General features: G+C 70.3%; 18 protein-coding genes. 7 read left to right on the top strand and 11 right to left on the bottom strand.

Annotation, left to right across the window (positions count from 1 at the left end; genetic code table 11):
* Positions 1–145: 145 nt before the first annotated feature.
* Together sucD and sucC are read right to left on the bottom strand one after the other, a co-directional pair.
* Entirely contained in the window at positions 146–1,063 is a 918-nt protein-coding gene (gene sucD, locus WA675_RS12305) for a succinate--CoA ligase subunit alpha (RefSeq protein ID WP_336084376.1), read from the bottom strand.
* 11 nt (positions 1,064–1,074) lie between these two features.
* Positions 1,075–2,244, bottom strand: coding sequence for an ADP-forming succinate--CoA ligase subunit beta (gene sucC, locus WA675_RS12300; RefSeq protein ID WP_336084375.1), 1,170 nt, complete (start codon positions 2,242–2,244; stop codon positions 1,075–1,077).
* A 520-nt stretch (positions 2,245–2,764) separates the two neighbouring features.
* On the opposite strand from sucC, the gene WA675_RS12295 reads away from it, so the two are divergent.
* Both WA675_RS12295 and WA675_RS12290 read left to right on the top strand, forming a co-directional pair.
* Positions 2,765–3,814, top strand: a complete 1,050-nt coding sequence (locus WA675_RS12295) for a M23 family metallopeptidase (RefSeq protein ID WP_336084374.1) — start codon at positions 2,765–2,767, stop codon at positions 3,812–3,814.
* Between the two features lie 59 nt (positions 3,815–3,873).
* Positions 3,874–5,268 carry an SRPBCC family protein gene (locus tag WA675_RS12290; RefSeq protein ID WP_336084373.1) on the top strand — a complete coding sequence of 465 codons (1,395 nt, stop codon included), beginning with the start codon at positions 3,874–3,876 and terminating at the stop codon, positions 5,266–5,268.
* Between the two features lie 42 nt (positions 5,269–5,310).
* Here WA675_RS12290 and pcrA read toward each other — a convergent pair whose 3' ends face one another.
* A complete protein-coding gene (gene pcrA, locus WA675_RS12285; RefSeq protein ID WP_336084372.1) occupies positions 5,311–7,899 on the bottom strand; it encodes a DNA helicase PcrA in 2,589 nt (862 codons plus the stop codon).
* Positions 7,900–8,199: 300 nt separating this feature from the next.
* Between pcrA and WA675_RS12280 the strand changes: the two genes are divergently transcribed.
* Positions 8,200–8,493: a chorismate mutase gene (locus WA675_RS12280; protein ID WP_022566231.1), complete on the top strand. Its 294-nt coding sequence runs from the start codon at positions 8,200–8,202 to the stop codon at positions 8,491–8,493.
* Positions 8,494–8,587: 94 nt separating this feature from the next.
* Here the strand turns inward: WA675_RS12280 and WA675_RS12275 are convergent, their stop codons facing one another.
* Complete coding sequence (locus WA675_RS12275) at positions 8,588–10,045, bottom strand: NAD-dependent succinate-semialdehyde dehydrogenase (protein WP_336084371.1); 1,458 nt, start codon at positions 10,043–10,045, stop codon at positions 8,588–8,590.
* 112 nt (positions 10,046–10,157) lie between these two features.
* On the opposite strand from WA675_RS12275, the gene pgi reads away from it, so the two are divergent.
* Entirely contained in the window at positions 10,158–11,798 is a 1,641-nt protein-coding gene (gene pgi / locus WA675_RS12270; RefSeq protein WP_336084370.1) for a glucose-6-phosphate isomerase, read from the top strand.
* Here the strand turns inward: pgi and WA675_RS12265 are convergent.
* From WA675_RS12265 to WA675_RS12250, 4 genes are all read right to left on the bottom strand, one after another.
* Positions 11,767–12,348: a potassium channel family protein gene (locus tag WA675_RS12265; RefSeq protein ID WP_336084369.1), complete on the bottom strand. Its 582-nt coding sequence runs from the start codon at positions 12,346–12,348 to the stop codon at positions 11,767–11,769. The genes pgi and WA675_RS12265 overlap by 32 nt on opposite strands.
* A gap of 49 nt (positions 12,349–12,397) precedes the next feature.
* The gene (locus tag WA675_RS12260; RefSeq protein WP_336084368.1) at positions 12,398–13,054 is read right to left on the bottom strand and encodes a nucleoside/nucleotide kinase family protein; all 657 of its coding nucleotides are present in this window, start codon (positions 13,052–13,054) and stop codon (positions 12,398–12,400) included.
* Between the two features lie 64 nt (positions 13,055–13,118).
* Positions 13,119–14,747, bottom strand: coding sequence for an acyl-CoA dehydrogenase family protein (locus WA675_RS12255; protein WP_336084367.1), 1,629 nt, complete (start codon positions 14,745–14,747; stop codon positions 13,119–13,121).
* 17 nt (positions 14,748–14,764) lie between these two features.
* The gene (locus WA675_RS12250; RefSeq protein ID WP_336084366.1) at positions 14,765–15,370 is read right to left on the bottom strand and encodes a TetR/AcrR family transcriptional regulator; all 606 of its coding nucleotides are present in this window, start codon (positions 15,368–15,370) and stop codon (positions 14,765–14,767) included.
* Between the two features lie 100 nt (positions 15,371–15,470).
* On the opposite strand from WA675_RS12250, the gene WA675_RS12245 reads away from it, so the two are divergent.
* On the top strand, positions 15,471–16,751 hold the full coding sequence (locus WA675_RS12245) for a hypothetical protein (protein ID WP_336084365.1): 1,281 nt from the start codon (positions 15,471–15,473) through the stop codon (positions 16,749–16,751).
* Positions 16,752–16,777: 26 nt separating this feature from the next.
* On the opposite strand, the gene WA675_RS12240 is transcribed toward WA675_RS12245, so the two are convergent.
* Both WA675_RS12240 and WA675_RS12235 read right to left on the bottom strand, forming a co-directional pair.
* Complete coding sequence (locus WA675_RS12240) at positions 16,778–17,473, bottom strand: TetR/AcrR family transcriptional regulator (RefSeq protein ID WP_336084364.1); 696 nt, start codon at positions 17,471–17,473, stop codon at positions 16,778–16,780.
* 64 nt (positions 17,474–17,537) lie between these two features.
* The gene (locus tag WA675_RS12235) at positions 17,538–18,836 is read right to left on the bottom strand and encodes an alpha/beta hydrolase (protein ID WP_336084363.1); all 1,299 of its coding nucleotides are present in this window, start codon (positions 18,834–18,836) and stop codon (positions 17,538–17,540) included.
* A gap of 99 nt (positions 18,837–18,935) precedes the next feature.
* On the opposite strand from WA675_RS12235, the gene WA675_RS12230 reads away from it, so the two are divergent.
* The gene (locus tag WA675_RS12230; protein WP_336084362.1) at positions 18,936–21,032 is read left to right on the top strand and encodes a bifunctional lysylphosphatidylglycerol flippase/synthetase MprF; all 2,097 of its coding nucleotides are present in this window, start codon (positions 18,936–18,938) and stop codon (positions 21,030–21,032) included.
* Between the two features lie 6 nt (positions 21,033–21,038).
* On the opposite strand, the gene WA675_RS12225 is transcribed toward WA675_RS12230, so the two are convergent.
* Positions 21,039–21,779 (bottom strand): pyridoxamine 5'-phosphate oxidase family protein, encoded by a 741-nt coding sequence (locus tag WA675_RS12225; RefSeq protein WP_336084361.1) that lies wholly within the window; start codon positions 21,777–21,779, stop codon positions 21,039–21,041.
* A gap of 79 nt (positions 21,780–21,858) precedes the next feature.
* On the opposite strand from WA675_RS12225, the gene pdxR reads away from it, so the two are divergent.
* Complete coding sequence (gene pdxR, locus WA675_RS12220; RefSeq protein ID WP_336084360.1) at positions 21,859–23,250, top strand: MocR-like pyridoxine biosynthesis transcription factor PdxR; 1,392 nt, start codon at positions 21,859–21,861, stop codon at positions 23,248–23,250.
* Positions 23,251–23,264 lie beyond the last annotated feature (14 nt).

Genomic DNA, 23,264 nt, shown 5'->3' with positions numbered 1-23,264 from the left:
CCTGTGGATGAATCGACGAAGGCCGCCTCCCGTAAACCTGGGAAGCGGCCTTCGTAGGTGTGAAATCCGTCAGGCGGTGTTCAATTCGCCTGTCCCGGGGGCCCTACGTGGTTACGCAAGCTACCGCCTCCGGGCCCCGACCGGATCAGGCGGAGGCGATGGACGCCTTCTCCAGGATCTCGCGGGCCAGCGCGGCGGTGGCGGACGGCGTCTTACCGACCTTCACACCGGCGGCCTCGAGGGCCTCCTGCTTGGCCTGCGCGGTACCGCCGCCGGAGGAGACGATGGCGCCCGCGTGGCCCATGGTCTTGCCCTCGGGCGCGGTGAAACCGGCGACGTAGCCGACGACCGGCTTGGTCACGTTGGCCTTGATGTAGGCCGCGGCGCGCTCCTCGGCGTCACCACCGATCTCGCCGATCATCACGATGATCTTGGTCTCCGGGTCCTTCTCGAACGCCTCGATGGCGTCGATGTGGGTGGTGCCGATGACCGGGTCGCCGCCGATGCCGATCGCGGTCGAGAAACCGAAATCGCGCAGCTCGTACATCATCTGGTAGGTCAGGGTGCCCGACTTCGACACCAGGCCGACCGGGCCCTTGCCGGTGATGTTGTTCGGGGTGATGCCGACCAGCGCCTCGCCCGGGGTGATGATGCCGGGGCAGTTCGGGCCGATGATGCGGGTCTTCTCGCCCTTCTCCACGTTGTAGGCCCACGCGTAGGCGGAGTCCTGCACCGGGATGCCCTCGGTGATGACCACGAGCAGCGGGATCTCCGCGTCGATGGCCTCGATGATGGCGTCCTTGGAGAAGGCGGGCGGCACGAACGCGATGGAGGTGTCGGCGCCGGTCTTCGCCATGGCCTCGGCCACGGAAGCGAACACGGGCAGCTCGATCTCGTTGCCGTCCTTGTCCGTGTGGGTGACCGTGGTGCCTGCCTTGCGGGCGTTGACACCACCGACGACGTTGGTGCCCGCCTTCAGCATCAGCGCGGTGTGCTTGGTGCCCTCGCCGCCGGTGATGCCCTGGACGATGACCTTGTTGTCCTTGTTCAGGAAGATGGACATGTCAGTGTTCCTTACTTGGCGGTGAACGCGAGTTCGGCGGCCTTGTCGGCGCCTTCGTCCATGGTCTGGGCCAGGGTCACCAGCGGGTGGTTGGCGTCGGCGAGGATCTTGCGACCCTCCTCGACCTTGTTGCCGTCGAGACGGACGACCAGCGGCTTGGTGGCCGCGTCACCGAGCACCTCGAGGGCGCCCACGATGCCGTTGGCGACCGCGTCGCACGCGGTGATGCCGCCGAAGACGTTGACGAACACGCTCTTGACCTGCGAGTCACCCAGGATGACGTCCAGGCCCGCGGCCATCACGGCCGCCGAGGCGCCGCCGCCGATGTCGAGGAAGTTGGCGGGCTTCACGCCGCCGTGGTTCTCGCCCGCGTAGGCGACGACGTCCAGGGTCGACATGACCAGACCGGCGCCGTTGCCGATGATGCCGACCTCACCGTCGAGCTTGACGTAGTTGAGGTCGTTCTCCTTGGCCTTGAGCTCGAGCGGGTCGGTCGCGTCGACATCGGCGAACTCGAGGTGGCCGGGCTGGCGGAACTCGGCGTTCTCGTCCAGGGTGACCTTGCCGTCCAGGGCGAGGATCTCATCCTGCGGCGTGCGCACCAGCGGGTTGACCTCGACCAGGGTGGTGTCTTCCTTGGTGAAGACCTCCCACAGCTTCTGGATGGTCACGGCCGCGGCGTCGAGCACGTCGGCGGGCAGGTGGCCCTGCTCGGCGATCGAGCGGGCGAAGGCCAGGTCGACACCCTTGACGGCGTCCACGGGGACCTTGGCGAGGCGCTCGGGGGTCTTCTCCGCGACCTCTTCGATCTCCATGCCGCCCTCGACCGAACACATGGCCAGGTAGGTGCGGTTGGAGCGGTCGAGCAGGAAGGAGATGTAGTACTCCTCCGCGATGTCCTTGGCCTCGGCGACCAGGAGCTTCTTGACGATGTGGCCCTTGATGTCGAGACCGAGGATGTTCTGCGCGTGGGTGAACGCGTCGTCCGGGGTGGCCGCGTACTTGACGCCACCCGCCTTACCACGGCCGCCCACCTTGACCTGCGCCTTGACCATCACCGGCTTGCCGATTTCCTCGGCGATCGCGCGCGCTTCTTCGGCCGTGTCGCAAACCCGGCCCTCGGACGAAGGCACTCCGTGCTTAACGAAGAGCTCCTTCGCCTGATATTCGAAGAGATCCATGTACTCACCGTCTCGTCTGCGTTGCTATGACAACGTCTTTGTTGGCGGCCCGACGTCGGTAGCGGGTCGGGTCGGACTCTAACCAGTCACATGGAGGGCCAATCGGCCACATTCATCCTAAGTGGCGCAGGTCACGACCCCTAACGGGAGGTCGGGAAAACCGCCGGTCAAGGCTACTGGCGAGTAGTTTTCGGCCGATTTCGGGCGCCGTGGCAGGTCGGGCCCGGTAAAGCCGGAGCGACCCGAGATCTACTACGTTACGTCGTCGACAGACCTCACCCGGAGAGGTCGAAAACGGTGAGATATCCAGTTGCGTTACAGTGACGAATCTCACAGGTAGGTGTAGGTTTCCGACCAGCGCTTGCCACCCTGCAATCGCTTCGTTACCGTCAATGCGGTCGAAGTCACAACCAGGTCACGACAACCAGGTCACGACTGGCAGGTCAGGACTGAGGAGGACGACAAGCTTGAGGCACTTCAGCACTCGCTTGGCACAGCCGTCGGCGATTCGGCGCAGCCGATGAACCACCGCTCCACCTTCTCGCTCGACGATCAGCCCCACTCCGGCCATCGCTACCGGTACACCGACGAGTTCACCTCGCATCCGCAGGCCCGGCGCGCCCCCGCGCAGCCCGAAACCGCGTGGCCGCAGACCGATTCGTGGCGCGCCCAGAACACCTGGTCCGACGGCTCGGCCTGGACCCCCGCCGAGGACGAGTGGACCGCGGACGAGTCCGACTCCTACGACTCCGGCACCTACAGCAGCGCCACCTGGGAGCCCGCCGCCTCCGACGGCGCCTACGCCGATCCGCCCGAAGCCCACCGCACCGAGCGCCGTGGCGGCGCGCACCGCGTACCCGCCCCGCCCACCGCGCTCAAGGGCCGCGCCGCGGTCATCGCCGTCGCCGCGGGCGCGGTCGTCGCCGCGGGCCAGGCCGCGATGGCCTCGCCGCAGCAGCCCGACCACGGCGTCGACTACGAGGCCGCGGGCCAGATCCACGAGATCGCCGCGCAGTCGATGAACACCGCGGGCCTCGACGAGCAGGGCAACGCGCCGCAGGTGCTCGACGCCACCACCGTGGCCGACAAGAACGAATTCGGCGACATCCTCGCCAAGGGCGCGAAGTTCGCCGAAGATCTGGCCGCCCAGGAGTCCGCCAAGCTGCGGCCGCTGTTCGCCAAGTTCGCCGCGGGCAGCTACACCTCCGGCTTCGGCGCACGCTGGGGCGTCCAGCATCTCGGCATCGACGTCGCGGGCCCGATCGGCACGCCGATCTACACCGTCGCCGACGGCACCGTCATCGAGGCGGGCCCGGCCTCCGGCTTCGGCATGTGGGTGCGCGTGCTGCACGACGACGGCACCATCACCATCTACGGCCACATCGACACCGCCACGGTCTCCGCGGGCGAGCGGGTGCTGGCTGGCGACCAGATCGCCACCATGGGCAACCGCGGCTTCTCCACCGGCCCGCACTGCCACTTCGAGGTATGGCTCAACGGCACCGACAAGATCGACCCGGTCCCGTGGCTGGCCACCCGCGGCATCAGCCTGGGCTACCAGCGCGACTGACGGCGAGGTGACCAGCGGCACCCTTCCCAGTGCCGCTGGACCCGATTAGCGTTCCAGTCATGGCTGGTACGACGAAGTACACGCAGTTCATCGCTCTCCCACCGGAATCGGTGTGGAGTGTGCTGGGGGATCTCGAGCAGTGGCCCGAGTGGAATCCGGGAGTGCGCTCCGTGCGGATGCACGGACCGACAGCCCTCGGGGCGACCGGCGACTACCTCCCCCAGGGCGAGGTGGCGGCCAGGGTGCACGGCCGGTTCGGAAAACCGTTCACGGTCACGGTGTTCGAGCCCGAGCGCGAGCTGAGCATCGAACAGCCCGAACCCGCCGGAACCATGCACCTCACCTGGCGTCTCACCGCGCGTGACGGCGGCACCGAGCTCACCCAGGAACTACGCTTCACCGGACCGTCCGCCGCGGCCGCGCGCACCGTGGTCCGGCCCTACATCGAAACCGCTGCGCGGGTGAACTTCTCACGCCTGGCCCGGCTGGCCGGACTGGCGCCCGCCGACGACGCGCTCACCGCCGTCATCGCCGGTGGCACCGGTGCGCTGGGTCTCCAGATCGCCGCCGACCTCACCTGCCGTGGACACCGTGTCACCCTGTTGACCCGCCGTCGCAACCCCGCCCTGCCGTTCCGGCAGACCGAATGGGACGGCCGCTCGGTCGGCGCATGGGCCGACGAGCTGCGCGAACCGGGCCGTCTCGCGGTGATCAACCTCGCGGGCAAGCTAGTCGACTGCCGACCGACCGAACGCAATGTGGCCGAATTGCGCTCCAGCCGTGTCGATTCCACCACCGCCTTGGTCGCGGCCGCCGGATTGCGCGACACCCCGGTCGACTACTGGATCCAGGCCAGCACCACCGCCATCTGGTCCGACGCGGGCGAAACCCACTGCACCGAAAGCACTCCCCTGCCCAATGGCCTACCCCAGATGACCGGTGTCGCCCAGCCCTGGGAGGAAGCCTTCGATCCCGCGCGTGCCGCGCACTGGACGATCCTGCGCACCTCCATCGTGCTCGACCCCGACGCCCCCGCCCTCAAACGTCTCACCCAGCTCACCAAGGCGGGCCTGGGCGGCCGCGTCGGCCCCGGCGTTCAGTGGTTCAGCTGGATCCACATCGAGGACTGGCTGGCGCTGGTCCGCGCGGGCCTCGGCCTGGATCCCGAAGTCACCCTGCCCGACGGCATCCTGGTCGCCGCCACCGAGAACCCGGTCCGCAACACCGAACTCATGGCCACCCTGCGCCGCGCCCTCCGCCGCCCACCGGCCCCACCCACCCCGGCGGCCATGCTCACCGTCGGCGCCGTCGTCCTGCGCACCGACCCCGCCCTCGGCCTCACCGGCCGCCACGCCACCTCGGAAATCCTCCCGAAAACCGCCTTCACTTTCCGCTACCCCACACTCACCGAGGCCATCGACGACCTGCTCCCCAGCCGCGACCCGCGTCCCTAATGAGCGGTCTCGGGAGCTCGGCTACCGAGCTCCCGACATCTCTCACAGTTTGACGATGGTGCGGCTGAATTGCGGAATCAGGCGGATCTTCCCGGCGGAGCCGAAGTCGATGGTGACGGTGGCGACCGGGCCGACCCCATCGACGGCGACCACCCGGCCGAGGCCGTACTTGTCATCGCTGACACGGTCACCCACGGCGAGCACCAGCCCGGTGTTGTTGCGCTTGACCCCGCCGCCGGGGGCAGGCCTGCGTTCGCCGCTGCCGCCGCGCACACCCGGACGCTGATCCCAGCCGTCGCCTCGGGTCCAATCCCGGTCGAACCCACTGTCCTCACCGCGACGGCGACCACGCTGCACCGGCGACACCACCGGTTCCAGCCGTCGCCAGTCCAACAGGTGCTGCGGGATCTCCTGCAGGAAGCGCGATTCCGGGTTCGACACCGGTTGACCCCAGCCGGACCGCACCACCGCGCGCGAGAGGTAGAGCCGCTGGCGGGCCCGGGTGATGCCGACGTAGGCGAGGCGGCGTTCCTCAGCCAGCTCGGCCGGATCGCCCAGCGCGCGCATGTGCGGGAACTGACCGTCCTCCCAGCCGGTCACGAAGACCACCGGGAACTCCAGGCCCTTGGCGGTATGCAGGGTCATCATGGTGACCACGCCGCTGCCCTCGTCCGGGATCTGGTCGGTATCGGCCACCAGCGAGACCCGTTCGAGGAACGCGGCCAGTGATCCCGGCTCGGGTTCCCCGTCGGCGGCCTCGGGCAGCAGCCCTTCCTCGCGCGCGGCCTCGGCATTGTTGAACGCTTCGGAGCTGAATTCCCTGGCCACGCTGACCAGTTCGTTCAGGTTGTCCAGCCGGGCGCCGTCCTGCGGATCGTCGGACGCCTCCAGCTCGGCGCGGTACCCGGTGCGGTCGAGTACCGCGTCCACCACATTGCCCACATCGGGGTACTCGCTGTCGGCGCGCGCGCCCGCCGCGCGGACCTCCTCGAGCAGCTCTAGGAAGCCCGCGATGGCGCGCTGCGCACGAGTGTTGAGCAGGGCCACCTTGCCGTCGGCGGCGTCGCGCAGCGCGGCGGCGAAACCGATATCGCGCTGTTCGGCGTGCACCGCCACGCAGGCCTCGGCCCGGTCGCCGATGCCGCGGCGCGGGGTGTTGAGAATGCGGCGCAGGCTCACCGCGTCGTCGGGGTTCTCCAGCACGCGCAGGTAGGCCACCACATCGCGGACTTCTTTGCGCTCGTAGAACCGCACGCCGCCGACCACCTTGTACGGCAGCCCCATCCGGATGAAGATCTCCTCGAGCGCGCGGGAGTTGTTGTTGGTGCGATAGAACACCGCGACATCGCCGTAGCTCGCGTCGCCCGCGTCGACGAGCCGGTCGATCTCCTTGGCGACGAAGGCCGCCTCGTCGTGTTCGTTGTCGGCGACATAGCCGGTGATCAGCTCACCCTCACCGGAATCGGTCCACAGCTTCTTGTCGCGCCGGTTCTCGTTGCGCGCGATCACCGCGTTGGCGGCGGAGAGGATGTGCTGGGTGGAGCGATAGTTCTGTTCCAGCAGAATGGTTTCCGCGTCGGGGAAATCGCGTTCGAATTCCTCGATATTGCGGATGGTGGCGCCGCGGAAGGCGTAGATCGACTGGTCGGCGTCGCCCACCACACACAGCTCACCCGGCGCGACGGCGTGCTCGTCCTCGCCCGCGCCGTGCCCGACCAGCTCACGCACCAGCACGTACTGGGCGTGGTTGGTGTCCTGGTACTCGTCGACCAGCACGTGCCGGAACCGGCGCCGGTAGTACTCGGCCACCTGCGGATGGTTCTGCAGCAGGGCGACCGTCTCGCCGATCAGGTCGTCGAAGTCCAGTGCGTTGGCCGCGCGCAGGCGCTTCTGGTACTCGGCGTAGACGCGGGCGACCAGGGCGGGCAGTTCGGTGTCGTCGGCCTCAGCGTCGGCGGCGGCCTTGGCCGGGTCGATCAGCTCGTTCTTGAGGTTGGAGATGGCGGTGGCGAGCAGCCTGGCCGAGTACTTCTTGGTGTCGATGTCGAAATCGCGGCTGATCATCGTGAGCAGCCTGCGCGAATCGTCGGCGTCGTAGATCGAGAAATTGGAATTCAGGCCGGGCAGCAGCGCGGCCTGCATCCGCAGAATGCGCACGCAGCTGGAATGGAACGTCGAGACCCACATGCTGGCCGCGCGCGGACCGACCAGCCCCGCCACCCGCTCCCGCATCTCGGCGGCGGCCTTGTTGGTGAAGGTGATGGCCAGGATCTGCCCGGTCTGCACACCCCGGGCGGCGAGCAGATAGGCGATGCGCCGGGTGAGCACCGCGGTCTTGCCCGAGCCCGCCCCGGCCACGATCAGCAGCGGCGAACCCGCGTGCACCACGGCCGCGCGCTGCTGCGGATTGAGGCCATCGAGCAGCCGCTCGGTCTCCTCCGCGCGGCGCTGTTCGCGCTCCTTGCGCCGCTGCTCCTGCTCGGCGCTGTGCCGGGCCGCGGCCTCGGCCAAGCCGCCCCCGGACGTGGTGGCGCCACCGCCCTCCCGATGCGGTAGCGCGGTACCGCCCGGGGCGGCTGCGGGTTCGCTGGGATCGGCGGCTGAGGCGTGGGGAGCGACCGTGATATCCATCGTCTGTCCACGCTACCGGCGGGCACCGACACGCGGCGAACTGCCACCGGCGCGGTGAACCCTCGGTGAACCTTCTCAGGTAATTCACAAACACAACTGTTTTGCATACCTACCGGCCCGTGGCAGACTGGGGCTGATGGTCTGGCCTGTGATCCGATATCGTGGTGAGTGGCCAGGCTGTTCGCGCACTTCCGGGGGGATCAGATACCGCCCGTCGGGAAAGTTTCAGGGTGAAGGAACAGATCGGGTAACAGGGCGTCGCGTCCGACCGATCCAAGTTCTGACACGAGGAGATGAATGATGAGCACCCCTGCTACGACGACCGGGTCCGATTCGGCGCTGCCGCAGTCCGAGGCCGAGATCGAAAAGCTTCGCCTCGAGATCGACCAGCTCGACGCCACGATCCTCGCCGCCATCAAGCGACGCAGCGAGATCTCCCGGATCATCGGCCGCACCCGGATGGCCTCCGGCGGTCCGCGCCTGGTCCACAGCCGGGAGATGAAGGTGCTCGAACGCTTCAGTGAGCTGGGCCAGGAGGGCCACACGCTGGCCATGCTCCTGCTCCGCCTCGGTCGCGGCCGTCTCGGCCGCTAGACCCCACACACCACGCGGCGAGTCTCCAGCTCGTCGCTTCCGAAAGGCCGCCCCGGGTGCGACACCATCCCCGGGGCGGTACTTGTTTTCCGGCTCAGCTCAGCGCGATGTACTTCGTGTCCAGGTACTCCTCGATGCCCTCGGTGCCACCTTCGCGCCCGAACCCGGATTCCTTGACCCCGCCGAACGGGGCCGCCGGATCGGAGATGACCCCGCGGTTCACTCCGACCATGCCCGTCTCCATCGCCTCCGCGATGCGCAGGGCCCGGTCCAGATCCCGCGTGTAGACGTAGCTGACCAGCCCGTACCGGGTGTCGTTGGCGGCCGCGACGCCTTCCTCCTCGGTGTCGAAGGCGACGATCGGCGCCACCGGCCCGAAGACCTCCTCGCTCAGGATCCGCGCCTGGGACGGCACGTCCGCGAGCACGGTCGCCGGATAGAACCAGCCGGGCCCGCCGGGCACCTCGCCACCGAGCAGCACCTTCGCGCCCGCGCCGACGGCGTCGTCGACCAGATCGCTGACGATCTCGCGCTGATCCTCGCTGACCAGCGGCCCGAGCGTGGTCGACGGATCGGCCCCCGGCCCCAGCACCACGCTGTCCGCCATCGCGGCCACCAGCTTCTCGGTGAACTCCGCGACCACCCCGCGCTGCACGTGGAACCGGTTGGCCGCGGTGCACGCCTCGCCGCCGTTGCGCAGTTTGGCCAGCATGGCGCCCGCCACCGCGGCGTCCACGTCGGCGTCGTCGAACACCACGAACGGCGCGTTGCCGCCCAGTTCCATGGAGGTGCGCAGCAGCCGGTTCGCCGAGGCGGCCACCAGCTTCTTGCCGACCTCGGTGGACCCGGTGAAGGTGAGCTTGCGCAGGCGCGGATCGTCGATCAGCGGGCCGGTGACGGCCCCGGAACGACTCGTCGTGACCACCGACAGCACCCCGTCCGGCAGCCCGGCCTCGCTGCACAGCTTCGCCAGCGCCAGCATGGTCAGCGGGGTGGCCGAGGCGGGCTTGACGACCATCGTGCAGCCCGCCGCCAGCGCGGGCCCGATCTTGCGGGTGCCCATGGCCAGCGGGAAGTTCCACGGCGTGATCGCCAGACACGGGCCCACCGGCTGCTTGTGCACCATGATCCGCCCGGTTCCCGATGGCGCGTGCAGGTAGCGCCCGTGCACCCGCACCGCCTCCTCGCTGTTCCAGCGGAAGAACTCGGCGCCGTAGCGCACCTCGTTGCGGCTCTCCGAGAGCGCCTTGCCCATCTCCAGGGTCATCAGCAGCGCGAACTCCTCAGCCCGCGCGGTGAGCTGCTCGAAGACCCGGCGCAGGATCTCGCCGCGCTCGCGCGAGGGGGTCGCCGCCCAGGCCGGACCCGCCGCGACGGCCGCGTCCAGCGCGCGCATCGCGTCCTCGGGCGTGGCGTCGGCGACCTCGGTGAGCACCGATCCGTCGGCCGGATTGTGTACCGCGAAGGTCCCTCCCCCCGTGGCCTCGACCGGTCCGGAACCGATCCACAAACCCTTCGGCACGAATTCGAGTACGTCGCGTTCAGACACCATGCCGCCAGCCTAAGCCGCCCCCGGGGACATACACATCGAACACACACAACCGCGGTCCCGATGAGCGAACGACGCGGGGCCGCGCCGAACCCGACGCGGTACCCTCGCTTGCGTGAGCAGCGACATCACCGCGTCGGCGGCCTGGCAGGCACTGCACGACCATCATCGCACCGTCGCGCCCGTACACCTGCGACAGCTGTTCGCCGACGATCCGGCGCGCGGCCGCGAGCTGACCGTGCGGGTGGCCGATCTGCACATCGACTACAGCAAGCACCGCGTGACCCGCGAAACCTTGCGCCTGCTGGTCGATCTCGCCGAGGCGGCCGGAGTGCCGCGACGCCGCGACGAGATGTACGCGGGCGCGCACATCAACACCTCCGAGGACCGCGCGGTCGGCCACATCGCCCTGCGGCTGCCGGTGGGCGACCAGCTGTGCATCGACGGCGCCGACGCCGACGCCGCCGTGCACGAGGTGCTGGACCGGATGGGCGAGTTCGCCGATTCGGTGCGCGCGGGCAAGTGGGTGGGCGCCACCGGCCAGCGCATCCGCACCGTGGTCAATATCGGTATCGGTGGGTCCGATCTGGGCCCCGACATGGTCTATCGCGCGCTGCGCCACTACGCCGACGCCGAGATCGAGGCCCGGTTCGTCTCCAATGTCGACCCGGCCGACCTGGTCGCCAAGCTCACCGGGCTCGACCCGGCCACGACGCTGTTCATCGTCGCCTCCAAGACCTTCTCGACCCTGGAGACGCTCACCAACGCCACCGCCGCGCGGCGCTGGCTGGTGGCCGCGCTCGGCGAGGACGCGGTGGCCAAGCATTTCGTCGCGGTGTCGACCAATGCCGAACGGGTCGCCGAATTCGGCATCGACACCACCCACATGTTCGGTTTCTGGGATTGGGTCGGCGGGCGCTACTCGGTGGATTCGGCCATCGGCCTTTCGGTGATGGTGACCATCGGCAAGGAACAGTTCGCGGAGTTCCTCGGCGGAATGCACGCCGTGGACCGGCATTTCGCGACGGCGCCGCCCGCCGAGAACGGTCCGGTGTTGCTGGCCATGCTCGGCATCTGGTATTCGAATTTCTTCGGCGCGGAATCCCGTGTGGTGCTGCCGTATTCGAACGATCTGGGCCGATTCCCGGCATATCTCCAGCAATTGACGATGGAGTCCAACGGCAAATCGGTGCGCGCCGACGGCACCCCGGTGACCTCCTCGACCGGCGAGATCTTCTGGGGCGAACCGGGCACCAACGGCCAGCACGCCTTCTATCAGCTGCTGCACCAGGGCACCCGGCTGATCCCGGCCGACTTCCTCGGCTTCGCCCGCTCCACCGACGACCTGCCCACCCGCGACGGCACCGGCAGTATGCAGGACATCCTGATGAGCAACCTGTTCGCGCAGACCAAGGTGCTCGCCTTCGGCAAGACCGCCGAGGAGATCGCCGCCGAGGGCACCGACCCGAAGCTGGTGCCGCACAAGGTGATGCCCGGCAACCGGCCCAGCACCACGATCCTGGCGCCGGAGCTCACGCCCGCGACGGTGGGTCAGCTGATCGCGCTCTACGAGCACCAGGTGTTCGTCGAGGGGATCGTATGGGGCATCGACAGTTTCGATCAGTGGGGTGTAGAGCTGGGTAAGCAGCAGGCGCTGGCGCTGGCCCCGCTGCTGAGCGATCCCGGCGAGCCCGCCTCGGCGGGTGATTCCTCCACCGACGAGCTCATCGGCTGGTATCGGGCGCATCGCCGCTGACCGGGCGGTGCGCGCGGGCGGCCTCGGTGGCCTCCTCGATCCGGTTGGTCACGCTGGAGGTGATGATGGTGACGAAGGTTCCCAGCACCACCAGGTCGAAGACCACCTGCACCATGGTCGCGATGCGCGCGGCCTGGCCGACGGCGTGCACGTCGCCGTAGCCGATGGTGCCCAGCGTGGCCAGCGTGTAATAAAGCGCGTCGGTGCGGGTCACCAGGCCGGTGAACTGGTCGGGGTCCTGTTCCTGTAGCCGGAAGTAGTACAGCGCGAACACCACGCAGACGATGCAGACCAGCAGGAGCACGCCGTCCACGCGGCCGCCCGCCGTCGCGGGCGCCCGCAGGAAGTGGTCGACCCGGCGCCAGACCAGCCACGCCAGCCCGACCACACCGACCACGAACGTGACCACCCCGACCACCCGGCCCGGCCACGCGTCGAGCTCGAAGATCCAGGCCACCGGCACGCTGTAGTACAGCAGCAGCGCGCACAGCGCGGCGGCGCCGTTGCGCAGTACGTGTCCGGGCAGGGCGGCCATCCGAGGGCGCGTCATCGTTCCATGATCACCGGTCACCGCGCGTTTTCCGGGGATCCCGCGCCGGTCAGCCGAACAGGTAGCCGGTGCCCGCGGCGGTCAGCACGTGGTCGGCGCGCGGCCTGGTGCGGGCCACCAGATCCGCATTGCGCAGATCGCTGTCGGTGACCTTGGTCTTCGCGTCCGCGGGTGTCCGCCCGCCGAGGACATGCCGATCGAACAGCCGGGTGGTGAGGACCTCGCGCGGGGCGTCGAGATACCAGCACGCGTCGAGCAGCTCGCGCACCGGCGCCCACCCCGGCGCCTCGGCATCGGTCACCAGCAGATAGTTGCCCTCGATCACGACGACCCGCTCGTCACCGATGCGGACACCGTCCGCGGTGGGCTCGTCGATCGCCCGGTCGAACAGCGGCCACGACACCGGCTCGCCGACGGGCGCCGCCCGCAGCGCGCGCAGATCGGCGACGAACCCGGCCGCGTCGAAGGTGTCCGGCTCGCCCTTGCGGGCCAGCGCACCTCGTTCCCGCAGCGTCGCGTTCCGCAGGTGGTAGCCGTCCATCGGCGCCACCACCGCGGGCTCGGGCAGTGCCGCGCAGAGCCGTTGCGCCAGTGTCGACTTCCCGGCGCCCGGCGGCCCGGCGACGCCGAGCAGCACCCGCTGACCAGCTCGCGCGGACACCGGAATCCGCTGGGCCAGTTCACCCACCGTCAGAACCTCGTCCACCCGCGCCACCGCCCGAGCCTATCGCCGTCAGGTCGGTCCGTGCCCACGGCCGCGATGCTGTGCCCTAGGGCAGGTCGACGAAGGCCCGCTCGATGATGGCGCCGGTGTTCGCGCCGACCGGCAGGGTGCCGAAGGCGATGCCCCAGTCGGCGCCGAGGCGGGTGGCGCAGAAGGCGTCGGCGACGGCCGGGTGGCCGTGCCGGACCAGCTGAGCGCCTTGCAGGACCAAAGCCATCAGTTCCACCACGCGGCGGGCGCGGTATTCGATATCGGACAGGTCGCTGAGTTCCTTGCCGACGCGGTCGATGGCGTCGTCGAGGCGCGGGTCGGCGCCGCGGGCCAGCCCGACCTCGGCGAAGTAGGCCTCCACCGTCTCGGGCTGACGCCCCATGGCGCGCAACGCGTCCAGCGCCGCCACATTCCCCGAGCCCTCCCAGATCGACATGAGCGGGGCCTCGCGATACAGCCGCGGCATGCCCGATTCCTCGGCATAACCGTTGCCGCCCAGGCATTCCAGCGCCTCGGCGGCGTGCGCGGGGGCACGCTTGCACACCCAGTACTTGGTGATGGCCAGCGCGATCCGGCGCAGCGCGGCCTCGGCCGGGTCGCTGCCCGCGCGGTCGGTGGCCCCGGCCAAGCGCATCATCACGGTGGTGGCGGCGTCGGACTCGATCACCAGATCGGCCAGCACATTGCGCATCGCGGGCTGGTCGACGAGCTCGGCGCCGAAGGCTTTCCGGTGCCGGGCGTGGTGCACGGCGGCCACCGCGCCCATCCGCATGCCGGTGGCCGAGCCGATCACGCAGTCCAGGCGGGTCATATTGACCATCTCGATGATCGTCTTCACGCCCGCGCCCTCGGCCCCGACGAGCCAGCCGGTGGCGTTCTCGTACTCGATCTCGGAGGAGGCGTTGGACTTGTTGCCGAGCTTGTCCTTGAGCCGCTGGATGCGGATCGGGTTGCGGGTGCCGTCGGGCAGCACGCGCGGCAGCAGGAAACACGACAGGCCGCCGGGGGCTTGGGCGAGGGTGAGGAACATGTCCGACATGGGCGCGGAGGTGAACCACTTGTGGCCGATCACGCGGTAGGAGCCATCGGGCCGCGGGGTGGCGGTGGTGGTGTTGGCCCGCACGTCGGAGCCGCCCTGCTTCTCCGTCATCGACATGCCCGCGATGAGACCGGCCTTGGTGGACGGTTCGCGCAGGCCGAATTCGTAGGTGCGCGAACCGAGCAGCGGCTCGTAGCGGGCGGCGAGTTCGGGGTTGTGGCGCAGGGCGGGGACGACGGCGTAGGTCATCGAGATCGGGCACATGTGGCCCGCTTCGGCGGCACCCCAGGTGAAGAACTTGGCCGCGCGGGCGGTGTGCGCGCCGGGACGCTCGTCGAGCCAGGGCGAACCGTGCAGGCCGTGCCGCACGGCGACGGTCATCAGATCGTGCCAGTGCGGGTGGAATTCGACCTCGTCGACGCGATGACCCCACCGATCGTGGGTGTGCAGCACCGGCGGGTACTCGTTGGCGAGCCTGCCCCACTCCTGCGCCGCGACGGCACCGGCGAGCACGCCGAGCTCGCGCACCTCGGCCTCGGCCCAGCCCGCGCCCTCGCGGTGCAGGCCCTCGATCAGCGCGGGGTTGCGCGCGGCGTCGAAGGGGACGAGCGGGGGAACCTGATTGAACACTTCATGGGTCGACACAGCCGACTCTCCTTCGCCTACAACGATTCCGGCCGCGCGCCCAGTGCGCGCACCGCGAATGCGACCAATTCGGGGATGACGGTTTCCGCGCGCGGGGTGTCGGCCAGCGGACCGACCAGCACCTCGCCGATCGCACCGACCAGCGCGGCCGCGCTCAGATGCGAATCCTGCGGTGGCAGTTGCCCGTCGGCGACGCCGAGGGCGATGGCGTTCTCGAACGTCGCGGTGAAAGCGCGGCGGAACTCCAGGCGTTGCGCGTCGACGGCGGGGTCGACCGGTTCGGCCAGCAGGACGTAGGCCAGCTTCGGGTTCTTCAGCGCGCGCCCGGCGAAGGTCTCCACCGCCGCGCTCACCCGCTGCACCACCTCGCCCTTGGCCACCGCGGCCCGTACCGCGTCGACCTCCCGGGCCACCACCGTCTCGAACACCGCGGCTACCAGCGCGGCCTTGTTCTCGAACTGCTTGTAGACGGTGCCGGTCGCGATGCCCGTCTCCTGCGCGACCGCGGCCATCGAGAGACCCGCGAACCCGTCGCGCGACAGCACGCGGGTGGCGGCCTGCACGATGAGCGCGCGTTGCGCGTCGAGGCGGGCCTGTACGGCGGGGGTCCTGCGGTACACCATGCAAGAAGTGAACCACTGATTCACCCCTTCACGCAAGGGGTGGCCGTCCCCCGATGTCGTACTGTCGGCCCATGCGCACCGACCACCCGGCCCACCGCTGATGGACCGCCTCACCGTCGTCGACGAGATCTTCCTGCGCACTCACCGCGACCTGGGCACCCCCATCGCCCTCCAGGGCCTCTGGCGCATCCCCGACCCCATGTCCCCCACCCTCCTGTCGGCCATCCACGACCAGCTCCGCACCGGCCCCCTCGGCCGCCGCGTGCTCCGGCCCCGCGTCCCCGGTGCCCGCCGAGCCTGGCGACCGAACACCCGAGCCCACCCCCTCGACCTGCACGGTTTCCCGCCCCCAGCGGACATCCACACCAATCCCGGACTCGACCACCCGCTCCGAGAGGACGCGATCCTGCCTTGGGCCGACACTCTCGGAACCGGCCTCGACCCCGAGTACGGCCCCGGCTGGCGCCTCTCGGCGGCCCGGCTCCACGATGGCGGCACCGTCGTCGCCCTCACCTGCTCGCACGCATTGGCCGACGCCCGGGGGCTCATCCACGCCGTCGCCGCGGCTCTCGACGACCTCACCACCGACGCCACCACCGGCGACCCACTCCGCCAGTCGATGCGGAGTTCCGGTCGCTCAGACTGGGCCGATGCCTGGTCCCAGTGGTCGACGGTCATCACCGGAACCGCCCGGGCCCTGCGGCAGGGCATCCCGAAACCGCCCGCGGCGGCAGCTCCCGATCACCTGCCGGGACGGGCCGTACACGGCACGCTGCTCACCTTCGACGCCGCCGAATGGGACAGCATCGCAGCGGAATCCGGCGGTACGCCGAACAGCCTGTTCATCCACCTCGTCGCGAACATCCTGTGGGAGAACGGTTTCCCGCATCCGGTGATCACCGCCAGCCTCCCGGTGGACACCCGCGACGAACCGCGCGTCGACAACGATCTCGCCGTGACCGCCATCGATATCGTCCGCACCGACACCCCAGCGACTCTGCGCGCCAAGGCCCGCGACGCCTATCTACGCCGGATGACCAGCCCCGCCGGTCTCCCGGAGGAGATCCTCCAGGTGATCCCCGACCGCTGGGCGCACGCCCTCAGCAAGGGCGCCGGTGAGCGAGACATCCTGTGCTCCAATATCGGAACCCTCCCCGACACCCTCCGCACGGTGGGCCCGCACCACTGCGACCGCGTCGCCGCCCGCGCCATCCACCCCAACCTCCGCGACTTCCCCCGCACCCAGCTCTCGGGCTATCTGTCCCGCCTGGCCGACACCTACACTCTCGCCCTGGTCAGCCTCTCCGCCCACCCGGAAACCCTCGCCGACGCGATCTCCCGCGCCTGCCACACCACGGGCCCCACACCCAACCACTGGTGACCTGAACAGCCGATCACCACGCTCGGTCAGGTCGCTGTCATGCCGGTGAGCAGCGCGCGCAATCCCCAGACGAACTGGTCCACCGAGTTCCAGGCCGCGATCTCGTCGAGGTGCGCGGCGGTGCGGGGCCAGCGCCGGGAATCCAGCCCGGCCAGGGTGGCGCGGCGCTGGGCGATGCGCTCGGATTCCGGTGCGAGCGGCGGTTTTCCGTCGGTGGTCGCCACTTCCAGGGCGACCGCGCCGAGCACCTGGATGATCACCGCGTACACCCCGTGCGCGCGCGTCGCGAGCGGTAGACCGCCGCGTGCCAGGCAGCCGAACAGCGCCTCGCCCACATCCAGGGCGGCGGGTCCGTCCATCGGTCCCGACATCATCAGCGAGGCCACCGCCGGGTGGTCGAGCAGCTGATCGCGCAGGCCGAGGGCGAATTGGATCACCGCCGCGGTCCATTCCACGCCGTCGTCGCCGAGCGGGCCCAGTGGCACGGCCGCGAGCACCCGGTCGATCACCGCCCGTTCCAGCGCGGCCCGGCTGGCGACGTAGGTGTACACCGCGTTCGGGTTCACGCCGAGGCGCCCGGCCACCGCGCGGATCGACAGCGCGCGTGGTCCGCCCTCGTCCAGCAGTGCCAGCGCCGTGTCGACGACCTGTTCCGCGGTGAACGAGCGCCGCGTCGGCCGCGGCGCACCGGCGCCCTGCTCGGCCGACCTCGCCTCCGTCATGCGTCGGACTGTACTGATCCGCACCCGCCACGCCGCGCACCCACATTCGGCGCCCAGCGTGTCGTCAGGGCGTGATGCCCAGGCGCGTCGCCAGCCACGGGAGCTGGTCGCGCAGCCCCCGCGCCCAGACCCCGAAGCTGTGCCCGCCGGGTACCAGCTCGAGCCGCACATCCATCCCGGCCTCCTCGGCCGCCTGATACATGCGCTCGACCTGCGGCCGGTAGATGTCGTCGTCGGCGCCCACCACGAACGCGCCCGCGGAATCCGGGTAGGTGCGCGAGTGCAGCAGGTCGAGGGGGTTCACCCGGATGAATGCCTCGGCGTCGCCGCCGAAGGCCGCGTCGACGGTGCGCTGCCGGTTCCCGAGGGTCGGCTCGTCCTGGCCGGACAGGTCGAGGAAGGTGGGGTACACCTCGGGCGCGTTGGTCGCCAGCTGCAAGGCGCAGGTGCCGCCGTAGGACAGGCCGCCGACCGCCCAGGCGCGCGGGTCGGGATCGATCTGGAGATTCCGCTTCGTCCAGGCGGGCACGTCGACGGACAGATAGGTGGCGACCTTGCCCAGCCGCGAGTCCATACACAGCGGATTGGCCAGCTGGGAACCGGTGCCGTCGGCGACGACGACCACCGGCGCGAGTCCCCCGTGCTGCCGGGCGAAATCGTCCATGGTCCGCACCAGCTGCCCGCCGACGAGCCAGTCCTCCGGCGCCCCCGGTTCCCCGGCGAGCAGCACCAGCACCGGCAGCAGCGGCCGTGGATCGGCGAAATAGGCTGGGGGAAGGTAGATCTCGGCCCCGCGAGCCTCGAAGCCGGAGGCCGTCGGCGGAATGGACGCGGTGAGCACCCGGCCCCGGTCGGGCAGACCGCCGGGGTCCGACCACACCGTGGTCAGCGGCCGCCCACCGACCACGTGCGCGGCCGTGGTCAGCTCGCTCGCGTCGACCCTGGTCACCTCGTCGACGCCGAACACCGAGCCCACCGTCGGATAGGACTCGTACTCGAGATTGATCCGCACGCCGACCGCGACGAGCACCAGCGCGGCGGCGAGCACGGTCACCAGTGCCGTGGTGAGCTTGCGGCGCACCAGGATCCGGGGCACCACGAACAGCACCGCGGCGATCGCGATTCCGATCAGCACATACACCGAGACCGCGATCGGGTCCGGAAACGGCCGCCACAGCTCCTCCACGATCAGATACAGCGCGGCCGTCAGCACCGCCGCGACGAGCAGCACGATCGGCACCGTGACGGTGACGTAGCGCCGCGAGCGGGGGAACAGCAGCCACAGCCCGGCTGATACGCCGAGAACGGTCATGGTCACCGGAAGCCACCCGGTGAGTAACGACAGATCGGTGAATTTCGCCATCGCTGACCTCCACTGATGCCCGATCGCTCTCGATGGACGTACCGTACACAGACGACTTCACCGCGCCCGTGCGGCGCACTCGCAGCAAAGGGTGGATCGATGGACGAGAACGCAGCCGCCGCCGACCAGCCCTCGTCACGCCCGCTCGCCGCCGCGGGCGCGATCCTGCGCCGGGCGCCGTTCACCTCCGGCTTCCTCGCGCTGGTCGCCGTGCTCGGACTCGGGACCGGCGGCCTCTGGCACCGCCTCGACGCGCGATCCTGGTTCGCCGACATCGCCTACGGCTGGCTCCCCCTGACAGAGGGCAAGTGGTGGACGCCGTTGTCGGGCTGGTTCTTCGGGCTCACGCCGCTCCAGTACCTGATGATGGCGGTGTTCTTCGCCGTCGCGGTCGGCTGGACCGAAACCCGTCTCGGCACCGCGCGCACCGCGCTGGTCTGCCTGACCGGTCAGCTGATCGGTGTGCTGGGCGCGTCGGTGGCGGTCGGGCTGCTCGCGCACACCCACCTGGCCTGGGCCGACCGGCTGGCCGAGGTCCGCGATGTCGGCTTCACCACCGCGGCGATCGCGGCGCTGGCCGCGGTCTCGGCGAGTCTGCGGTCGCCGTGGCGCCTGCGCCTGCGGGCCGGGCTGGTGGCCTATGTGGCGATCACCTTCCTGTTCGAATCGACCTTCGCCGATCTGATGCACCTGATCGCCATGCTGGTCTGGTTGCCGCTGGGCGAGCGGTTCTTCAGCCGCACCGAACACGGCTTCTGGCCGCGCACCCGGCGCGAGGTGCGCATGCTCGCCTTCGCCGGGCTGCTGGTGATCGCCGCGGTCTCGGTGACGGTGTACTTCTTCCCCAGCGAGACCCTGCTCGGCCCCACCGGCGACGAACGCGGCTCGGGCTGGAGCACGCTACTCACCGTCGCGGTGATCGCGATCGTGGCCGATCAGCTGCGCAAGGGCCATCGCTGGGCCTGGTGGGTCACCGTCGCCTACGGCACCCTGCACGTGGTCGTCACGCTGATCCTGCTCGGCGTGGCCATGGGTACCGACTACGCGACCACCGGCGCGGTCACCGTCGGCACCGCCCTGCTGTGGGCCGGGGAACTGGCCCTGCTCTACGGCGGCCGGGGCGCCTTCCGGGTTCCCGCCCGCCGCACCATCACCGAGGGCGCGTTCGCGGGCACCGACCCCGGCACCGCCGTGCGCGAACTGCTCACCCGCTACGGCGGCGGCACCATGTCGTGGATGACGACCTGGCCGGAGAACAAGTACTGGTTCGCCGCGGACGGCGAGCGCTGCGTCGCCTACCAGCGGCACGCGGGCACCGTCATCGCGCTGACCGACCCGCTCGGCCCGCCGGAACTGCTCCCCGATACTCTCGCCCGCTTCGCCGACCGCTGCGAGTCCGACGGCCTGGTGCCGTGCCTGTTCTCCACCACCGGCACCGTGGCCGAGCTCGCGGGCGAACTCGGCTGGCGCAGTACGCAGATCGCCGAGGACACCCTGGTCGACCTGCCCCAGCTCGAGTTCAAAGGCAAAGCGTGGCAGGACATCCGCTCGGCCATCAACAAGGCGAACAAGGAGGGCATCACCTTCCGCCTGGTCCACCTGGCCGAGGAGCCGTTCGCCGTGCTCGCCCAGGTGCGGGCGATCTCCGAGGAGTGGGTCGGCGAAAAGGGCCTGCCGGAAATGGGATTCACGCTCGGTGGCGTGGAAGAAGCCCTCGACCCGGCGGTGCGGGTCGGCCTGGCGATCGACGGCGAGGGCAGCGTGCACGGTGTCACCTCGTGGCTGCCCGTCTACGCGGCGGGCGGCGAGATCCGGGGCTGGACCCTGGACGTGATGCGCAGGCGCCCCGATGGCTTCCGCCCGGTGGTGGAGTTCCTGATCGCCTCCGCCGCGCAGGCCTTCAAAGAGGAAGGCGCCGAGATCATCTCGCTGTCGGGCGCGCCGCTGGCCCGCAGCGCCGGGACCGAAGGCACCGAACCGATCGATCGATTACTCGAAGGGCTCGGCGCCGCCATGGAGCCGTACTACGGCTTCCGGTCGCTGCACGCGTTCAAGGCCAAGTTCCAGCCGCGCCACGAACCGGTGTACCTGTGCTATCGCGACGAGGCCGACCTGCCCCGCATCGGCATCGCGCTGACCCGGGCCTATCTCCCCGAGGCATCGGCCAAGGACCTGATGGCGCTGGGTAGCCGCTGAGCACTCTCAGCTGACCGGTATCGCATCCGCCCCTCGCGCACCCGCGGCGACCGCGCGGCCCCGGTTCGCGGACAACGCCTGCCCGATCCGCTCCGTCACCTCGGCCGGGACCGCGATGCCCGGTTCCAGATCGCCCGCGGACACCGCCTCTCCCCACATCTGGCGCAGTGGGACAACTCCCGCCCACACCCCGCCATTGGCGATGTCCGCCGCGTCGTCGTTGGGCCCACCGGCGCGGACCTTCACCGAGGCTTCGGTGAGGTCGAGCGCGAGCACCATGGTCGCCGCCATCTCCTTGCGGTTCGGCGGCCGCACCCGATCCCAGGACCCCGGCGCCGCGTGCTCCACGATCGCCCGCAGCGCGCGGACCCGCTCGTCCTCGTCGGTGACCAGCACCGCCCGGCCGCGCACCACCGCCGAACGGTAGTTCATCGAGAAGTGCATGGCCGAGCGCGCGTACACCACCCCGTCGACGTGGGTCACCGCCACCGAGATGTCGGTGTCGAGCGCGGCGCGCAGGTTGCCCGCGCCGGTGGATCCGTGCAGGTAGAGGGTGTCACCGTCGCGGCCGTAGGCGGTCGGCAGCACCACCGGGGAGCCGCCCAGCAGCACCCCGAGGTGGCAGACCAGGCCCGCGTCGAGCACGGCGTCCAGGGCCGCCCGGTCCGTGACGCCGCGTTCTTTGATGCGGGTCAGGGTGCTGCGCGGGGTCGGGGAAAGGGCGGGCCGGGTGTCGTGCGTGGTCATAAGATGAGCTTCGCCGACGAAGTGGACCGTGAGTAGATCCAATTCACCGGAATTCTAACAGGCCAATTCGAGGTGACCCATGCTCGACGAACTCCCGATCCCGCTGGACCGCGCCGCGCCCGAACCGCTGTCGGTGCAGGTCGCCGATGCCCTGCGCGCCGCCGCCACCAGCGGGATGCTGCGGGTGCACGACCGGTTGCCGTCCTCGCGGGCGCTGGCCCGGCAGCTCGGCGTCAGCCGGGCCGTGGTCGCCGCCGCCTACGACCAGCTGCACGCCGAGGGCTGGCTGGACGGCAGACGCGGCTCGGGCACCTACCTCAGCACCGCGCCCGCTCCCGTACCGCCCGGCGCCGATCCGGCCGAGCACCCCGACCCCGCCGCGAGCCTGCTCGATCTCGGCCCCGGCGCGCCCTGTGTCGAGGCGCTGGACCCGGCGGCCTGGCGCCGGGCCTGGCGCGCGGCGGGCGACGATCCCGGCCCCGCCCGCAAGGACCGGTCCGGCGAGCCGATGTTCCGGAGCGCGGTCGCCGAACACCTGCTGCGGCATCGCGGTCTCGCCGCCGCGAGCACCTCGGTGGTGCTGGCCACGGCGGGCACCAGCGCGGCGGTGGGCGAGCTCGCGGCCGCGCTGCTGTGCCCGGGCGACCGGGTCGCCATGGAGGACCCCGGCTATCAGCGTTCCGTTGGCGCGCTGGCCGCCGCCGGGATCGAGGTCGTCGCGGTGCCCGTCGACGGTGACGGTCTGCGCGTCGACCTGATCCCACCCGACGTGCGCGCCGTGTATTGCACACCGGCACACCAGTTCCCGCTCGGCGCCCGGATGCCCGCCACCCGGCGCGTCGAACTGATCGAATTCGCCAGGGCGGCGGGCATCTTCGTCATCGAGGACGACTACGACGGCGAATTGCGTTACGACACCGCACCCTTGCCGCTGCTCGCCGCGATGGCCCCCGATGTCGTCGTGCACTTGGGCACCACGAGCAAGATCATCGCCACCACCCTCGGTGTCGGCTGGCTGGTCGCCCGGCCCGAGATCACCGACGCCGTGCTGGCCCACCGCGAACGCACCGGCACCGCGCCCGGCCCGGCGGGCCAGCGGGTACTGGCGGCCTTCGCCCGGCACGGCGACCTGGCCCGGCATCTGCGCAGGCTGCGCCGGGTGGTGCCGCCGCGCCGCGCCCTGGTCGTCGACGCGCTCGCCCGCCACGCGCTGCCGGTGGTCGGTGACGACGCCGGATCGCACCTGGTGGTCGAGCTCGCCGATGCCGCAACCGAGCGGCGCGCCGTGACCGCCGCCCAGGCCCGCGGCGTGCTGCTCGACGGCCTGGCCCGCCACCACCTCGGCCCGGCACACCGCTTCGGCGTCGCGCTCGGCTATACCGCGCTCGACGCCGCCGAGCTGGCCGAAGCCGTCCCGATCGCCGCCGAATGCCTCGCCGCGGCCCGGCGCACCGCGCCCACGCGGTCGTAGCATGGACGCCAGAC

This window comes from Nocardia sp. SSK8, from assembly GCF_037034205.1.
Taxonomy (GTDB): domain Bacteria; phylum Actinomycetota; class Actinomycetes; order Mycobacteriales; family Mycobacteriaceae; genus Nocardia.
This window is presented reverse-complemented; position numbering and strand designations above follow the sequence as displayed.

What these genes read in the sequence shown, in the direction of transcription:
- sucD (WP_336084376.1), bottom strand. Translation starts at nt 1,063, where the DNA reads ATGTCCATCTTCCTGAACAAGGACAACAAGGTCATCGTCCAGGGCATC.
- sucC (WP_336084375.1), bottom strand. Translation starts at nt 2,244, where the DNA reads ATGGATCTCTTCGAATATCAGGCGAAGGAGCTCTTCGTTAAGCACGGA.
- WA675_RS12295 (WP_336084374.1), top strand. Translation starts at nt 2,765, where the DNA reads ATGAACCACCGCTCCACCTTCTCGCTCGACGATCAGCCCCACTCCGGC.
- WA675_RS12290 (WP_336084373.1), top strand. Translation starts at nt 3,874, where the DNA reads ATGGCTGGTACGACGAAGTACACGCAGTTCATCGCTCTCCCACCGGAA.
- pcrA (WP_336084372.1), bottom strand. Translation starts at nt 7,899, where the DNA reads ATGGATATCACGGTCGCTCCCCACGCCTCAGCCGCCGATCCCAGCGAA.
- WA675_RS12280 (WP_022566231.1), top strand. Translation starts at nt 8,200, where the DNA reads ATGAGCACCCCTGCTACGACGACCGGGTCCGATTCGGCGCTGCCGCAG.
- WA675_RS12275 (WP_336084371.1), bottom strand. Translation starts at nt 10,045, where the DNA reads ATGGTGTCTGAACGCGACGTACTCGAATTCGTGCCGAAGGGTTTGTGG.
- WA675_RS12265 (WP_336084369.1), bottom strand. Translation starts at nt 12,348, where the DNA reads ATGACGCGCCCTCGGATGGCCGCCCTGCCCGGACACGTACTGCGCAAC.
- WA675_RS12250 (WP_336084366.1), bottom strand. Translation starts at nt 15,370, where the DNA reads ATGGTGTACCGCAGGACCCCCGCCGTACAGGCCCGCCTCGACGCGCAA.
- WA675_RS12245 (WP_336084365.1), top strand. Translation starts at nt 15,471, where the DNA reads ATGGACCGCCTCACCGTCGTCGACGAGATCTTCCTGCGCACTCACCGC.
- WA675_RS12240 (WP_336084364.1), bottom strand. Translation starts at nt 17,473, where the DNA reads ATGACGGAGGCGAGGTCGGCCGAGCAGGGCGCCGGTGCGCCGCGGCCG.
- WA675_RS12235 (WP_336084363.1), bottom strand. Translation starts at nt 18,836, where the DNA reads ATGGCGAAATTCACCGATCTGTCGTTACTCACCGGGTGGCTTCCGGTG.
- WA675_RS12230 (WP_336084362.1), top strand. Translation starts at nt 18,936, where the DNA reads ATGGACGAGAACGCAGCCGCCGCCGACCAGCCCTCGTCACGCCCGCTC.
- WA675_RS12225 (WP_336084361.1), bottom strand. Translation starts at nt 21,779, where the DNA reads ATGACCACGCACGACACCCGGCCCGCCCTTTCCCCGACCCCGCGCAGC.
- pdxR (WP_336084360.1), top strand. Translation starts at nt 21,859, where the DNA reads ATGCTCGACGAACTCCCGATCCCGCTGGACCGCGCCGCGCCCGAACCG.